Genomic DNA, 16,187 nt, shown 5'->3' with positions numbered 1-16,187 from the left:
TGCCCAATTCATACTTTCCCCCCGGCGAGAGGCGGCAGAAATCCGATCGCTTGAAAATAGTCGACGTAGGTTCGCAATAGGTCTCGATCCCCTGGTGGCGGAGAAAAGGAAGTATGCGATGGTCTGTCACGCGAGATTGTGGAGCGTTGCCCGGTGAGCAGCGAATGATAGGTCGGAATCAACAACCTGGCGGGCGCAAGCCGGTCGCCGCGGTCGGCAGCAAGCCGATCCAGCCATTCCGCCACCGGAACGAATGTCATCGGGTACCGCTCGGTCAACACTTCCAAGATATTTCGCAGAGGTTGTTGGTCAGGGCTGTTCAGGTAGTGCACTTGGGGAATTCCCGCCGTATTCGTCGAAAGCCGGACTATCTCGGCGCTGACGTAGTCCACGGGAAGCAGGGCGACAGTGGGCCCGTCAGCGGGCACATCCGGCGCCATTTCGAGCAGCGCAGCCGCACGCGCCAGCAACCAGATCGAGTCTTTGAGCTGGTACGCCCCGGTCGTCGAGTGCCCGCTGACCCGGCCGAGCCGATATACCTGAACCGGAATACCTTGTCCAGCCGCTTGTTCCATCAAACATTCCGCTACCCACTTGCTTGCCGCATAACCGGTCCGCCACCGTTCGAGCGCCGGGACCGGAAGATCAACCGTCGGTAGCGCGGCGGAATCGCCGACCGGAACACTCGCGGTGGATACGAAATGCACCGGCTTGATTCGGCGGGCACCGGCCAGTCGCAATATCTCTCTCGTGCCATCCACATTTGCCGCACGAAGCCGGTCGTAGGGTTCGACATGGTTGACCTTGGCCCCGCTGTGGTAGATCGCATCGACCTCGGCCGCGACCTTTTCCCAGGCCTGTTCGTCCAGACCTAGCCTCGGCCGTTCCAGATCGCCCGGCACTGCAATGATTCGGTGGGCGATATCGCGGTCCCAGATCCCATACGCGGTCATCACCTCTTCGATCCGCCGCCGAGCGCTGATCGGGTCGACGGCTCTGACCAAGCAACGAACCGTGGCATCTGTACGGACCACCAACTCGCGCAACAGGAAGGCACCCACGAAGCCGGTAGCTCCGGTCAGCAGGGGCGCATGTAGGCGCCCGCCGGCAGGCGCGGCCGCATCAGGGCGAACAACATTCGACTCGAGCATCGCATCGGCGACGATCACGGTGTGGTCGCCGATCGGAACCGGGCCCGAAGCGGGCTCACCGATGTGGTGGGCCAGTTCGGCCACTGTCGGATGACCGATCAGGGTGGCGAGCGGGACGTCGACTCCGAGTGCGGCGTGTATGCCTGCCGCCAGCTTCACCACGAGCAGGGAGTGGCCACCGAGATCGAAGAACGAGTCCTCGACGCCGACCACGAATTGCGTATCTGCTCCGTACCCATCGCTGGTCGCCCTGTCCAGGTCGAGGGTTCTCGCGAAAACGGCGCACAGTGTCCGTTCCAGAGGGGTTCGGGCAGCTCGACTCGGGGTGCCGGTGGCGAACGCGGGGCTCGGCAACGCGTCCCGATCCACTTTGCCGTTGGGGGTGACCGGCAGCACGTCGAGGACAACGATCGCGGTCGGCACCAACGGATCCGGTAGTCGCTCACGCAACTGCCTGCGCACCACGGCCGCACTCGGGGTACGACCATGCCGCGCAACGACATAGCCGATGAGGGCGGGCGAGCCGGCGACGTCGCGAATGGCCGCCGCTGCTTGTCCCACATCGGGTAGCGAGGTCAGTTCGTTCTCGACCTCGCCCAATTCGACGCGGTTTCCGCGCAGCTGCACCTGATCGTCGATGCGGCCGCGGAAATCCAGCTCACCGTTGTCTTGCCAGCTCACCAGGTCCCCGGTGCGATAGAGCCGGGAGCCGGGGGGCCCGAAGGGGTTCGCGATGAATCGGGCCGAGGTCAGCCCCTGTTTGCCGAGGTAGCCGCGAGCGAGGCCGGAACCGCCGAGGTAGAGCTCGCCGACATCGCCGACTGGCACCGGTCGCATACGGGTGTCGAGTACGTAGGCGACAGTTCCAGGATCCGGCACGCCGATCGGAACGCGAGTACCATGCCAGCCGGGGCGATGCCTCCACAGCGTGGAGTTGACCGTAGCCTCGGTCGGACCGTATGCATCGAAGAATCGGACGGTCGAACCCCAGCGGTGCACCAGGTCCGGCGTGACCGCCTCGGTGCCGCACAACAGGACCGCGTCTTGAGGCAGACTGCACTCCGCAGGCAGTGCGCCGAGAAAAGCTGGTGGAAGGCACAGATGTGTCACGCCGTGCTCGGAAAGGTAGTCGGTCAGCTCGCGGCTGGGGACACGGCGGTGGCTGGGGACCACTACTGCGGTACCGCCCACCAGCAGCGCCATCGCCAGCTCGAAGAAAGCCAGGTCGAAGCCGATCGAAGCGAACAGCAGCGAACGAGACTCCGGGGTGCAGCCCAGCGATCGAGTCGCGGTGGCCACCAGCGCGGCCACCCCTTGATGGCTGATCACAACGCCCTTGGGCAGCCCGGTAGAACCGGACGTGTAGATGACATAGGCGGGGTTCTTCGGGTACAACACGGCCGTGGGTACCCGTGCCGGTGCAGCCGCCAATGCGGTGCGTAGATCGGAATCGTCGAGCAGAATCAGGTCGTCCACGGGGAGTCGCTGCGCCGTGTGCGTCGTCGCCAGCACGAGCTGAGGCGCGGCGTCGGACAGCAGGTGCGCGATCCGAGCCTTCGGGTAGGAGGGGTCGATGGGCAGATAGGCCGCACCGGCCCGTAGCACCCCGAGCACCGCCACCACGAGGTCGACCGTGCGCGGCACTGCCACGGCCACAATGTGCTCGGGCGCGACTCCCCGCTCGTTCAGCAACGCGGCGAGATTGGCGGACCTCCGGTCCAATTCCGCATACGTCAGCCGTTCGTCCTCACATACCACGGCCAATGCTTCCGGGCGCACGGCTACCTGCGCGGCGAACATTTCCGGCGCGGTGTGTATCGGATCATCTATCGCAGTGTCGTTGAATCGCACCAACACTCGATCTAGCTCGGCAGGGGTGACGAGCCGACGGTACGGCGCGCGCGAATACTCATCCAATATCTCTGCGAACTGCTGAGCCATCGCAGCTACGACGCGGTCTTGGAAGAGATGCCGCCGGTACTCGATGCTGCAATGTAGCTCCGTGCCGGCCCGCACTCTACCGGCCGGATCGGGGTCGTATACCTGGACGGTAAGGTCGAATTTGGCCGCGCCAGTACCAATCACCTCGACTTCGGCAGTCGCTCCGGGGAGCTCCACGCTCGGCCGAGTATCAGCCAGGTATCCCAGCATCACTCGGAACAGCGGGTGGCTTCCGGTCGAGCGCGGCGGATTCAGTTCGCGCACAACGAGGTCGAAGGGGACGTGCGCATGGTCGAGCGCGGCCACGTCGGCCTGCCGGACCAGTTCGAGGAGTTCGTCGAAGGTTCGGACCTTTGCGCTGTCTACCCGCAGCGGCACCGTATTCACGAAAATGCCGACCAGATCCCTCAACACAGTGTCCGCACGCCCCGCCACCGGAGTGCCGATGGTCAGGTCGGCGCCGGCGCCCAGTCGGCGTAGCAGCACCAGCACCGCGGCGTGTAGGACCACGAAGACACTGGTCCCGGTGCGGGTAGCCAGGGCCCTGATATGCCGGACCGTCGCGGCGGGAATACTGAAAGACACTGTGCCACCGTCACTGTGGTCCATGTCGTCAGCGGGCCGGTAGGTGGGCAGAGACAACGAATGCGGCGCGCCAGCCAGGGCGGAGCGCCAGTACGAGAGTTCACTGTCCGGCAGCGCGGCCACCGTATCACGTTGCCAGACCGCGTAGTCGGCGTATCGGACCGGAAGCTGCGGCCATTCCGGGCGCTTGCCCGCAGCGCGCTGCCGATAAGCATGGGTCAGGTCTGCGAGCAAAGGCCCGACCGACCACTCGTCGGCGGCGATGTGATGCAAGAGCAGGAGAAGTACGTACCGGTCGTCACGACCACGAACGACAGTGGCCCGCAGTGGTGGATCGACAGTTAAATCGAAGGGGTGACGAGCTGCTCTGGCTATCGCTGCGTCGGGGTCGTCCTCGACGAGCACCTCGAGCTCCGCACCTCGTGGGACGAGCAGCGCATAGGGGACGCCGTCAGTGGATTGCGGGAAGACGGTCCGCAGACTTTGCTGCCGTTCGGATACATCGGCCACCGCGGCGCGCAGAATCTCCACATCGATGCGCCCAGAAATGCGTACGACCAGCGGCAAGTTATAGGTGACGTCCGACGGATCCAATCGATGGAGGAACCACAATCGCTGCTGGGCAAAGGACAGCGGTACCCGCTCGGGCAGTGACGCGCGGAGCAGAGCGGGACGCTTCGACTCTGTCAGCGCCGCCACCGCATCAGCCGGCGTCGGTTTGTCGTACAGAGCTCGAAAGGGCAGGTCGCGCCCGAATTCGTTGCGGACCGCACCGATCAGGCGAATGGCGAGAAGGGAATGTCCGCCGAATGCGAAGAAATCTCCATCAGCAGGCATCTCGTCTACACCGAGCGCCTCGGCGAACAGCGTGCACATCCGCGCCTCCAACTGGGTAGCCGGTGGTCGGCCACCGCCCTTCGGGGCACTCGATGGGAGTGCACGGAGATCGACCTTGCCATTGGGAGACAAGGGGATCGAGGAGATCTCCACGATGACGGCCGGAACCATATAATCCGGCAACCGACGCCCGAGTTGTATCCGCAACGCGTTCTGGTCGAAGAGGGCGTCTGAATTCGGAACGACATATCCGACAAGGCTCGGCCGACCAGTGCTGCCGGTCCGTACGATGACCGCAGCACCGCCCACTCCGGGTAGCCCAGTCAGCGCATCGGCCACTTCTCGGGGTTCCACCCGAAAGCCTCGTATCTTGACCTGATCATCTGCCCGGCCGACATATTCGAGCTCGCCGTCCATGCGCGGTCGCGCCAAGTCTCCGGTGCGGTACATACGGCTTCCCGGCGGCCCATAGATGTCCGCGACAAACCTCGTCGCAGTCAACGCCGACATGCCCGAGTATCCCAGCGCAATGCTGTTTCCGGCCAAATAGAGTTCGCCGACGATGCCGATCGGCACCGGCTGTAACCCGCTGTCCAGTACATACACATCAGAGTTCGCCAACGGGTATCCGATGGACACTCCGCCCGGGTGCGCAGCGTAGTCGCCGGCCTCAGCACGCGGGTGGGGAGCCATGCCATCCACAAGCGTCCCTCCTCTCAATTCGGCAGAATCGTGAATCAGGCATGCCGAAAATGGCTGCGCTCGACAACCAGCGATTCATCGACGGTACATCCAGCAACCACAGCATATGGACACCGATCAAAAGGTCGCATTACACACACAAACTCGTCATCATGCACCGCACTTAGGGGAACTCATATGCCGCTTCGCTGAGAATATCGGCAAGCAGTATCAGCATCCCCCCTCGTGGATGTTCAGCGAACATACTTCCCGAAGCTCACAACATCGCCAGACAGGTCGAGTATCTCAGCAGTCAAGTCGTTTGGACGCCACCTATGCCGGACACACTCGATCGAACTTCCGAGCTGAGAAGCAGGAGATCATTGCGGCTGCAACCATCTCACGACCAAGCCGCAAGCTATACCTATTGAACAGGTAAGTGAATCAGCAAAATCGCCCCAATGTCATCGCTGCAGCCTCCCACAATCTCCACATAGCGCCCGACGGTACACGACATTCGACTTCCGCCAATCGTCGCCGCACAGCGCACAGCCCCTTCCATCCCTTTCAGTTGAAAGGATTGAAACATGAGATCCAGAACCCCGCAACCGAGCTGAAGTGATGTGCATCACATGCAAGTTGGAGGGATATCCGGCGGCCACTCGACACGGAAAACTGTTGAATAACATGAACCCACCTATAGTGTCCAGAGCTCGACGACAATCGAGGCCGACACTTGAACACTTGACAAGCATTCGAGCATGTGAGCGGTTGACTGTCCATAGCCCTTGACATACACTAACGCCGTTGTGTCACTCAGAATTAGCTGACGCCCGGGGGGTCATCGGTCGACGATAGTTTTATTCCAACAGCGCTTTGAGATTCGTCTGACCGTATTCGAGAACGCCCGCATCGCGGGTTATCTCAGTGAGGGTTCCATATATGTCGCAAGGCAATGACGCTGGCATGTCGAAATCAGAATCCATCGAAAATTCGGATGAAGGCATTACACGCGTCCCCATCGCCTCTCTCAAATTGACCAACTCGCCACGCCTTTCCGGCGAGGATCCGGCTCATACCCGGCTGTTGGCCGAGATATTCGGGAACCTTCCGCCCATTGTGGTACACCGCCAGACCATGAGGGTGATCGATGGCGTGCACCGGCTTCGGGCCGCGATCCTGCGTGGCGAGCAAACCTTGGCCGTCAAGTTCTTCGACGGTGACGAGGACAGCGCCTATCTTTTATCGGTCGAGGCCAATCTCGCGCACGGCCTGCCACTCTCGCTGGCCGATCGGAAAGCAGCTGCTCAGCGCATCATCGAGCAGCACGCCCAATGGTCGGACCGCGCCATCGCCGCAGCCGTCGGGTTATCCGCCGATGCGGTCGCCGGTATCCGGCGTGGCACGGCCACCGGAAACGACGGGATTACCGCGCGAATCGGCCGCGACGGCCGGATCAGACCCATCGACTCCACGCAGGGCAGACTACGAGCGGGACGCGTGCTCGCCGAAAAGCCCAACGCCTCGCTACGGGAAATTGCGAAAGAGGCCGGCATAGCGGTCGGCACGGCCCGCGATGTCCGCGACCGTGTCCAACGAGGGTTGGATCCAGTTCCCGACAAACGCCGCAAGGACGACCCCGCGGCATCGCAGACTGCGAACGACGGTCCCGCAGAACCGGTAGCCCCGTTCGGACGCGCGAAATCGCATGACTTGACATCGACCCTGCAGTCGCTGCGAAAAGATCCCTCCCTGCGGTTCACTGACTCCGGCCGACGGCTACTGCGCTGGCTGGACGTTCATGCCCTGCGACCGGATGAGAATGAATGGGTGGTCTCGTCCATCCCGCCGCACTGCGCCGTGCTGATCGCGGACATCGCCCGGCAGTACGCGGTGATGTGGCAGGGGTTCGCCGAAGTGGTGGAGCAGCGCGGCAACCAGGCGATGTAGGGGTCGAAGGGATGCGGGGAAACGCGTTGTCAGACCACGATTTATGCAGGTGGCCAGCCCTTGTGGTGGCCGCCGAGATCGCCGCGAAACGGCTGTCCGCCCGAGAGTACCTCGCTGCGCAGCGAGACCGGATCACCGAGTTGAACCAGGATCTCGGCTTTGTCGTCACCCTCGATGAGCGGGCGGACACTGCAGCGCTCCAGGCCGATGAGGCGGTCGCACATGGTGAATCCCTCGGGCCACTACACGGCGTCGCCATGACCGTGAAGGACAGCCTGTCCACCGCGGGACTGCGAACAACGGGCGGAACGCCCGACTTCGCCGACCATGTGCCCGTCGAGGACGCCCAGGTGGTCATGGCTCTACGCGATGCGGGGGCGATCGTGTTCGGCAAGACCAACTTGCCCGAGTACGCGGCGGACGTCCAGACTGGGGGCCCGTTGTTCCCGGTGGCGCGCAATCCCTGGCACCGGGAGTACACGACCGGTGGGTCTTCCGGCGGCGCGGCCGGGGCGGTTGCCGCCGGACTCACCCCCGCGGAGCTGGGATCAGATGTGGCCGGTTCGATCCGACTACCCGCCGCGTACTGCGGCGTTGCCGGGCACAAACCCAGCTTCGGCATCGTGTCGATGCACGGTCACATTCCTTACCCCCGCAAGTACCTGGCCCCCGACATGGCGGTCATCGGGCCGTTGGCCAGGTCGGTCCCGGATCTGACTTTGCTCCTGGACATCATTGCCGGGCCGAGCCCGATGGATCGGCCAGGATGGCACCTCACGCTGCCGAAGCCACGGCCCATCCGTCGAGTAGCCGCCTGGCTCGACGATGCCTACTGTCCCGTGGACGCAGAAGTTCAGACCGCAGTTTCCGCAGCCGTGCACGCGTTACGCGACGACGGGATCCGAGTCGATGTCGGCACACCGGAAGAGCTGGGCCTCGACATCTCGCTAGCGGCCAGCGACGAAGTATTCCGCCGGATGCTCACCGGCGCGGCGTCCAGCGGGTACTCTGCACAGCGGCTGGAGCGGATCGCGGCGGGCAAAGAATCCGCGGGGGCAGAACTGGGCGCGCAGTTCATCGCACAGCGCCACCGGGAGTGGTCTGCCGCGGACGAGAGACGCGCACAGATGCGGCTGCGGTGGGCGGAGTTCTTCACCGGCTACGACGCCATCCTGCTGCCCGTCACACCGAATCTCGTACCACGACTCGACAATCGACCATTCGAAGACCGCGACATCCGCGTGAACGGTGCATCACGACCGTATTGGGACCAGATCGTCTGGGCGGGCTTGACCGGAGTCAGTTATCTGCCGAGCACGGTGGTGCCGATCGGCAGCGACAGCCGGGGCCTGCCGGTGGGGGTCGCCGTTGCCGGCGCCTATCTCGAGGACAAGACCACGTTGGCTTTGGCAGCGCGACTGGCCGATCTCGTGCCCGCTCCGGTCTGTGCCCCCAACTGGCGCAGGTCAGGATAGCTATCGATGCCCGTCGGGATACAGCAGCTGGAGTTCGTCTGGCAGGGAGGCTCGGACCGTCCGGGTGTACTCGCCGACGAGAACTTCCTCGGCCCCGGCCTCGACGGCCGCGAGCACCGGACAGACCACCTCGGCCGGGCTGAGCATCGGCTTGGCCAACCCTGCCGTCATATCAGTGGCCACGGAGTCACAGTAGACGGCAGTGACCAGTGTGTTCTGGTCACGCAACTGGATGCGCAGCGCATTGGTCAACGACCAACTCGCGGCCTTGGATGCTGCGTAGACGCTTATCGGGGGCGCCGTCACCCACGACATGACAGACAGCATGGTGACCAACGCTCCCCCGCCATTGGCGGCCAGCACCGGCGCGAATACCTGGGCGACGGACAACGTCCCCAGCACGTTGACCTCGAGATCCCGGCGGGCATCGGCGAGCGATACCGTCAGCGGCCGGCCGGGCGTCGCGATGCCCGCACTGTTGACGACTATGTCAGCGTCACTCGCGAATGCGGCCGCCGCTTCGACTTGCTCACGATCGGTGATGTCCAATTCGATTGGGATGACGTCGAGTTCCGACACCGCACTCGGTGTCCGCACTCCCGCATAAACTTTCGCGGCGCCGCGCGCAAGCAGAGCTTGTACGAACGCGCGACCGAGGCCACGGTTCGCGCCCGTCACGAACGCTACAGATCCGTCGATCTGCATGACACGCCACTCAGTGTGCGATCGAACGCGACTCGACCAACTGCTCGAGCGGCGCCCTTTGACCACGCAGATGTGCGATGAAGGACATTTCGTGCCAGCCCGGCTTGACGAAGGGGGTGACCTCGATATCCGGATTACGTGCGAGCCACTCGTCGAACGCCTTCCGCTCGCCCCGGTCCGGATGCGCGCGGAACAGGAACCAGTCATCCATGATCAGCACGGTGCCGTCCTGCAGGACCGGAAGGATGAAGTCCAGCACCGGAACCGTCGACGCGTAGAGGTCGCAGTCCACCCAGACCACCGCGGCGTGCCGCAAGTTCAACCGCTGTCTGGTCTCATCGCTCAAGGTTTCGCTGTACCACCCCTTCACGAGTTCGACCTTGGACATGTCGACACCGTCGCGCCGCAGGTTCCTGACGACTGATGGCTGGTCACAGCGGAGTTGGCCCTGTGTGAACTGCTGAAAGGGATAGCGGTCCACATCGTCGCTGATTGGCAGGCCGTCGAACGAGTCGAAGCCGAGAAAGCGCATCTCCCGCAACCCATGCTTTTGCGCGAGATGGTATGCCGCGGTCAACGTCCAGCCGTCGTATACACCGAATTCGAGATAGTCACCGGGTAGTCGTCCCCAGCGCGCAAACGCGAATGCCATGTCCAGCATCCGTTCTTGCGACTCCAAGGTCACCGTCCGGTGCACCTGCTGGAACGCCTTGGAGTAACGAGCCTTCTTCAACATTTGCCTGATCAAAGCCACACTCCTCGTATTCACGCGCTCTGGCGGTAAAGGGAAAGGGAAGACACAATGCGCGCGTGGCGCGCGGGTACGAGGGGGACGAGTCTCGTAGGGTATAGCATACCGTTGTTTCGGCTGCCTAAAGATATCACGGAGACCTCTCTTGCCCAACAAATCGCTCCGGCACGGCGTCTATCTGCCACCATTCGGACCCTTCGGAAATCCCACTGTCCTGGTGGATCTGGCGATACGCGCGGAAGCCGCCGGGTGGGACGGGGTGTTCCTGTGGGACCACCTCGTGACCGATGCCATGCCGATCGTCGACCCGTGGACAACGCTGGGTGCGATCGCCCATGCCACGGACCGGATCCGGCTCGGCACCATGGTCACCCCACTTGCCCGGCGGCGCCCATGGGTTGTCGCGCGACACGCGGAGACGCTCAGCCTGTTGTCCGGCGGCCGTTTCGTCCTGGGTACCGGGCTCGGTTCGGACGAGTCCGGAGATTTCAGTCGTTTCGGTGAACCAGCTGACTTGCGGACACGGGCAGCGCTGTATGACGAAGGACTGGACATCATCAAGACGATGCGGTCTGGTCATCCCGCTGAGCACGATGGCGTGCATTACACAGTCCGACTCAAGCGCACAACGCCTGCGCCACACCGCATCCCGATCTGGGTCGGCTGTTCGACGGCCAAACCGCAAGTCCTGCGACGGGCCGCCGGCTGTGACGGGATATTCCCCAACCCGGAGGGGCATCGGCTCACACCTGAAGAGCTCACCGCAATCCTCGCGTCGGCGCACAAGACCGGACTCATCGGCGACCGGCCATTCGACGTCGCCGTCGCGGGCAACGCCAGCCATGCGTGGCAAGAACCCATCGAGGTAGACGTCCACGGACTGCACAAAGCCGGGATGACCTGGTGGATGGAATCACTGATCCATTTCGACCCGTTGGAACTGTCACTCAAGATCGTCGACGCGGGACCGCCCCGGATCGGATAGCCATCCGCAGACCTTTCAGATGCCTTCTTCGGTGAACCGCTTCCACATGTAGGCTCCGGTGGTGATCGGTTCGAATGATGGCGCATCCGGATTATCCGCAGCCACAACAGGTTCGATCACCACGTCGTAACTGGTGGCATAGAAGAACGCGATCGCGAACCGCTCGTCGTTCTTCGGACTGACCACACGATGCGGTGTGGCCGGTATGACGCCGTTGGTCCACCGGGCCGCCGCATCGCCGGAGTTGAGCATCAGCGCGCCCTCGATCGGAGGAACGTCGATCCATTGTTTGTCGCGTCCTCGAACCTGCAGACCGCCGACTTCGTCCTGAGCGAGTACGGTCACCACTTCGTAGTCGCGATGCCGGCCGACGCTGAAGACATCTTCGGGCTCTTCGGGTGCCGGCAAGTAGTGCAGCAACCGCATCTGTGCATGGGGCTCCGCACAGCGAACTCCGAAGAAGTCCGTTGGCAGCGACAAGCCGAACGCGATGGCGGACAATGCGGAGTCGGCGAGCTCGCGCACTGCATGCTGGTACTGCTGGATCGCCGGCCGGAAGCCAGGAAGCTTGGGCGGCCACAGGTTGGGAGTAGCCTGCAGTACATCGCCCGGCCCCCGGTAGGTGGTGGGAATTTCCATCCCACAGTCGTAGAGTTCATGCAGCCCTACCGGGGTCACCCCGGGCGGCACGTAACCATGGTAGTTGTTGGCGTGCCGATAGTGCACTGAGGCCAGTTCTTCCGCGCTCTGACCGAACAACTGACGAGCGGCGTCGAAAGCATCAGCGATCGTCTGCATTGGCACGCCATGGCCCGTGACATACGCGAATCCGGTGCGTCGGAACGATTCCGTGAGCTGAAGGGCGACTTTCTCGTCGGCGTTCGTGCGCCACCCGGACAGGTCAACGACCGCTATGGCGTCGTCTGCAGCATTCATGTCAACGGATCGTGCCAGCGCTTCCAATTCGAAGCAATGCCTCGCCCGCCGAATGCTGATACGCCTGCGCGACAAGCCCTTTGAACAAGCAACCGCAGCATCGTATGGTCGTTCGGGGAAAGCCGATTTGGCGCGCGTGTAGCCCAGACTCGCTTCGGCCGCCGCATCATGACAGCTAAGGGGTACGCGAGTGTTCCAAGCGAATTCACTGATTCGTAAGGCGAATATCTCTATCAGAGCGCGACGACCGCGCGAACAGGAGAACTGGCGCTATGCCGTGCGGCGGCAACAGGTCACGATGGACCCCCGCCCCAGTGTGGAACGGACACTCACCTTCGTCTATTTCCGCTCGTTCGGCTGTCGCTTCGACCGTGCGGGCGAGTGCACCATGTGCAACTACGCCGCAGCCGAGCGAGTCGATACCGGGAACATCATCTCCAGCGTCCGAGAGGCGTTGCGCGAACAGAATCACTACGACGCACTGGGGATTTCGCCGTTCGGCAACATGTTCGATGTCTCCGAGGTGCCCGCCGAGGCACGTGATGCGATCTTCGATATGGCCGCCGAGACCGACGCGAACATCTTCTCCTGCGAGTCGCGCCCGGAAACCCTATCCACCGCGTTGATCGAGGAGACGGTCGATCGGCTCCGGGGCAAGCGACTGTTCGTCAACCTCGGACTGGAAACAGCGAACCCTTGGGTGCAGGCGCACTGCGTCGGCAAATCGCTCAGTACCGAGAGCTATCGCGCCGCCACCGCGACACTGCGCGAACACGGCGCGTACCCGGTAAGCAATATCCTGCTCGGCGCCCCCTTCCTGACCGAGGAGGAGGCCATCGAGTCCACTGTCGGCACCATTCGCTGGGCTCTGACCAACGGCAGCCACCTTTGTGTGCTGTTCCCTTCCAACGTCAAAGGCTGGACGTTGCAGGAATGGCTTTGGGAAAGAAACATCTACCGGGTGCCATCGCTGTGGTCGCTGGTGGAAACGCTGCGGCGGCTGGGGCCTGAAACAACGCGCTCGGTCGCGCTTTCCTGGTACTCAGCCTCGCCGACGGACCCGCATCGGCTTGATCAGGTATCGGATCCGCTGCGCGATGCGCCGACCACCTGCCCCCAGTGCCGGGAGACCGTGATCCGGGGCCTCGATGCTTTCAACGCCGGAGCGGGATTCGGCGTCGTCACCAGATTGACCGAGATCGACTGCGCCTGCAAGGACGAATGGGCCGAACGCATCGCGACACAGGCCGCCACGGCCGACTCGCTCGATGTGCGGGTACTTGAGGCCTACGACCGCATCGGTACCGAACTGCTTGGCACCGCATGGTGGGACCGGCAACGCGGCAAGGTGCGGTCGGAGCTCGACGTCAGCTACAGCGGATCAGTTGTACCCCTATGACATCTATCGAGACAGCCGCCGGTGTTCGAAGTCCAGCTCCGCCGACAGCCGGTCACACCGGGCTCAATGCTCGATGTCGAGTGTCGCGGTGTTTGGGATGATCTCGAAGACGTCGAACGCTACCGCGCGGTGGACGCCGAGGCGCTCACCGTACGCGGTGGCGGCGCTGGTCAAAAGGTCGACGGGATCGAACGCGGAGGCGCCGAGTCCGAGCATGTACTCGTGATGCGCACTGAGCGAAGCGATTCCGGCGTCCAGGAATTCTGTGACATCGACACCGTGGCTCGGCTGCGGGGCGCTGCCGAAACACACGAAACGTACCCCGGTCCACGGTTGCAGGCCCTCGTCCGTCACCAGCTCCGGGAAGATCCATCTGTTGCCCGCATCCCGCGCAGCATCCAGGGCCGCCGACCCGACCGCACGATGGTCGGCCTGATTGGTGATGCGCCCGGCCAACCGCTCGGTGAAGGCGTAACTCACGATGACATCGGGCTTGCGCCGCCGGATGACTCGCGTGATATCACGCCGCAGCGGCAACCCGTACTCCACCATTCCGTCGGGATAGTCCAGGAATTCGACGCTGTCGACCCCCACCTTCAGCGCGCCGGCTCGTTCCTCCGCGATGCGCAGCGGGCCGGCCTTCTCCGGAGGAACACCGTCGATGCCCGCCTCGCCTTGCGTGGCGAGCAGGTAGCTGACCTCTTTGCCCTGGGCGGTCCAGCGGGCTACCGCCGAGGCCGCCCCGTACTCGAGATCGTCCGGATGCGCGACTACACACAGCGCACGCTGCCAGTCCTCGCGCAGCGGTTGCAGTGTCCGTGCAGAGTTCCCCATGATCGCGACCTTAACTACTGATTCTCCTCCGTAGCAAGCAGGTGCGTGGCTACGCGATCACCCGCGGAAGCCGTCATCGAGACGCGCAGGCGGGCCATTGACCGAACGCCGCGGCGACCTGTCGAAGCGTCGCAGGCCCGAGCAGACTCTTCGGGGCAATATCCGGGAAGCCGCGATCGGCCAGCGCGTAGTGCACCGCGATCAGATCCCGTGCTCTCCCGCCTTGTTCGACATAGCTCAACGTCGGGTCGGCGTCACGGAGCGCGCCGGTATCACGGAGGGCCTCGAGCAGTATGGCTTCCGCCGCCGGAACCATACTGTGAGTGGCGCTACGAAGGTCCGCGCCGGTGAAATGTCTCGACTCGCATCCTTGGGCACGCACAACGATGCTGTCCGGCATTGCCAGTCCAGGCGTGTCGAGCATCGTCGGTGAATACAGTGTCGAACTCGGGTCTTCCGTGGCGACATCGATCGTCACGGTGAGATCGCCGGTCGGCGCGACGGCCGGGTGAGCCGCGGCGACGTCAGGGAATCCTTCGAAGGTCTCCCGAATGGCGCCGAGATCTACCCATCGGTTTCTGGACACTAGGGTCCAATCCGGCTGTCTCGGCCAGTGCGGTGGGGCCGTTTCCGCGATCAGGTGGGCGACGCTGATGTCCGCATCATGTGTGGCTCGCTGCACTATCCGCTCCAGCGTAGCTACGATGTCGCGGTGGTCCTGCTCCGGGACAACTGCCGAACGGACCGCCAGGGACAGGGTGAAATCGTCACGGTCGTGCACGGAAACGAATACCAGTGCGGGGTCGAGTCGTTCGCTCCAGATGATCTGCGAAGGCGGGTTCTCGACCGCCGGGGCATCGGACAGGTCCGTGCCGGGACGTCCCTTCAACCTGAAGTTGTAGACCATATCGCCCTCGGATCCCGCTCCGCGCGCCAGCGTCGTGTGCACCTCGGCCTCGACCAGGTCGGCGTAATCGCAGTCGCTGTACCTGTGCGCAACGAGGATGGCGGACAACACTTCTCGCGCAAACTCTGTGAACGTCCGCGCATCGCCCGAATCAACGATGGTGAACGCGAAATCCATGAAACAGCCGACGGTGTGCTCGGGCAGGGTTGACGGCCGGTTGTCCACCAGAGACTCCCACACCACCACATCGCCCCCGGTGTAGGCCCGGACGGCGACGCTCAGTGCCGCCAAAGTCACGGCAGACAAAGGCACCCCGGCACTTCTGCTGAGCCTCGACAGGGCGTTGGCGAGTACGCTCGACTTGATCTCAGCCACGCGTTGTATGCCTTGATCACCGCTGCGTGCGTAGGGAAAGTTCACGCTCGGAATGCGATTCAAGTTCTTACCGAGGTATTCTCGCGCCCTCCTGCGTCTAGTGGCCACCGAATCCGACGACTCCGCTGCGACAAGATCGGCGAGAACTCCTGGTTCCCGAGCAGCGAGATCGATTGCCGGCGCGGAGGCCTTCTGCAACATTGCCGCCAACTCGGTACGCAGTACCGAAATCGAATGCTTGTCGATCGCGACGTGATGCACGACCAGCAGAATCTCGGCCAACCTGCCCGCGACCCGAATCGCCGCCACGCGAAGTGGCAGGTCATTTCTCAGATCCATAGGGCGCCAGATGAATTCGCGCACCACGGCTGCCGACGAGTCCCGCAAGTCCGCCGGATCCGACAGGTCGAGCACCACCAGGGTGCTCGCGGCCGCTGGGTCAACCCGCTGCACCAGGCCGTCGGACTCAGTGACCTGAAACGTGGTCCGGAGCATGTCGTGTCGCGAAACGACGACATCGAGCGCGCGCTGCACATCCCGTGTGGTTATCGATGGATCGACCGGCACCACGAGGGTGTGGTGCATATATCCTCGCCGATCCGGCGCCGCGGTCAGGTATTCGTACCAGAACCTGAACTGGCGCTGACTCAATGGCGCGACGTTCGGTGATGCCAC

General features: G+C 63.4%; 10 protein-coding genes. 4 read left to right on the top strand and 6 right to left on the bottom strand.

The annotated features are described in order from the left end of the window. Positions 1 to 8: 8 nt before the first annotated feature. Positions 9 to 5,207, bottom strand: a complete 5,199-nt coding sequence (locus AB0I43_RS31450) for an amino acid adenylation domain-containing protein (RefSeq protein ID WP_357433138.1) — start codon at positions 5,205 to 5,207, stop codon at positions 9 to 11. Between the two features lie 930 nt (positions 5,208 to 6,137). Here AB0I43_RS31450 and AB0I43_RS31445 point away from each other — a divergent pair. After that, a complete protein-coding gene (locus AB0I43_RS31445) occupies positions 6,138 to 7,145 on the top strand; it encodes a ParB/RepB/Spo0J family partition protein (protein WP_357433102.1) in 1,008 nt (335 codons plus the stop codon). Positions 7,146 to 7,210: 65 nt separating this feature from the next. Next, the gene (locus AB0I43_RS31440) at positions 7,211 to 8,620 is read left to right on the top strand and encodes an amidase family protein (protein WP_357433101.1); all 1,410 of its coding nucleotides are present in this window, start codon (positions 7,211 to 7,213) and stop codon (positions 8,618 to 8,620) included. Here AB0I43_RS31440 and AB0I43_RS31435 read toward each other — a convergent pair whose 3' ends face one another. Beyond that, positions 8,621 to 9,325 (bottom strand): SDR family oxidoreductase, encoded by a 705-nt coding sequence (locus AB0I43_RS31435; protein ID WP_357433100.1) that lies wholly within the window; start codon positions 9,323 to 9,325, stop codon positions 8,621 to 8,623. A gap of 10 nt (positions 9,326 to 9,335) precedes the next feature. Beyond that, positions 9,336 to 10,061, bottom strand: coding sequence for a TylF/MycF/NovP-related O-methyltransferase (locus AB0I43_RS31430; RefSeq protein ID WP_357433099.1), 726 nt, complete (start codon positions 10,059 to 10,061; stop codon positions 9,336 to 9,338). A gap of 160 nt (positions 10,062 to 10,221) precedes the next feature. On the opposite strand from AB0I43_RS31430, the gene AB0I43_RS31425 reads away from it, so the two are divergent. Then, a complete protein-coding gene (locus AB0I43_RS31425) occupies positions 10,222 to 11,061 on the top strand; it encodes an LLM class flavin-dependent oxidoreductase (protein ID WP_357433098.1) in 840 nt (279 codons plus the stop codon). A gap of 15 nt (positions 11,062 to 11,076) precedes the next feature. On the opposite strand, the gene AB0I43_RS31420 is transcribed toward AB0I43_RS31425, so the two are convergent. Then, the gene (locus AB0I43_RS31420; RefSeq protein ID WP_357433097.1) at positions 11,077 to 11,997 is read right to left on the bottom strand and encodes a 2OG-Fe(II) oxygenase family protein; all 921 of its coding nucleotides are present in this window, start codon (positions 11,995 to 11,997) and stop codon (positions 11,077 to 11,079) included. A gap of 190 nt (positions 11,998 to 12,187) precedes the next feature. Between AB0I43_RS31420 and AB0I43_RS31415 the strand changes: the two genes are divergently transcribed. Next, positions 12,188 to 13,396, top strand: coding sequence for a hypothetical protein (locus AB0I43_RS31415; protein ID WP_357433096.1), 1,209 nt, complete (start codon positions 12,188 to 12,190; stop codon positions 13,394 to 13,396). A 63-nt stretch (positions 13,397 to 13,459) separates the two neighbouring features. Here AB0I43_RS31415 and AB0I43_RS31410 read toward each other — a convergent pair whose 3' ends face one another. Further along, the gene (locus AB0I43_RS31410; protein ID WP_357433095.1) at positions 13,460 to 14,230 is read right to left on the bottom strand and encodes a PIG-L deacetylase family protein; all 771 of its coding nucleotides are present in this window, start codon (positions 14,228 to 14,230) and stop codon (positions 13,460 to 13,462) included. A gap of 73 nt (positions 14,231 to 14,303) precedes the next feature. Further along, positions 14,304 to 16,187, bottom strand: a complete 1,884-nt coding sequence (locus AB0I43_RS31405) for a condensation domain-containing protein (RefSeq protein ID WP_357433094.1) — start codon at positions 16,185 to 16,187, stop codon at positions 14,304 to 14,306.

It is taken from the genome of Nocardia sp. NPDC050435, from assembly GCF_040655395.1.
Lineage (GTDB): Bacteria > Actinomycetota > Actinomycetes > Mycobacteriales > Mycobacteriaceae > Nocardia.
Note: the sequence above shows the minus strand (reverse complement) of the source record. Positions and strands in the feature narration are given on the sequence as shown.

Coding starts and splice junctions, on each gene's coding strand:
- AB0I43_RS31410 (WP_357433095.1), bottom strand. CDS start 14,230: ATGGGGAACTCTGCACGGACACTGCAACCGCTGCGCGAGGACTGGCAG.
- AB0I43_RS31420 (WP_357433097.1), bottom strand. CDS start 11,997: ATGAATGCTGCAGACGACGCCATAGCGGTCGTTGACCTGTCCGGGTGG.
- AB0I43_RS31430 (WP_357433099.1), bottom strand. CDS start 10,061: ATGTTGAAGAAGGCTCGTTACTCCAAGGCGTTCCAGCAGGTGCACCGG.
- AB0I43_RS31445 (WP_357433102.1), top strand. CDS start 6,138: ATGTCGCAAGGCAATGACGCTGGCATGTCGAAATCAGAATCCATCGAA.
- AB0I43_RS31450 (WP_357433138.1), bottom strand. CDS start 5,207: ATGGCTCCCCACCCGCGTGCTGAGGCCGGCGACTACGCTGCGCACCCG.
- AB0I43_RS31435 (WP_357433100.1), bottom strand. CDS start 9,325: ATGCAGATCGACGGATCTGTAGCGTTCGTGACGGGCGCGAACCGTGGC.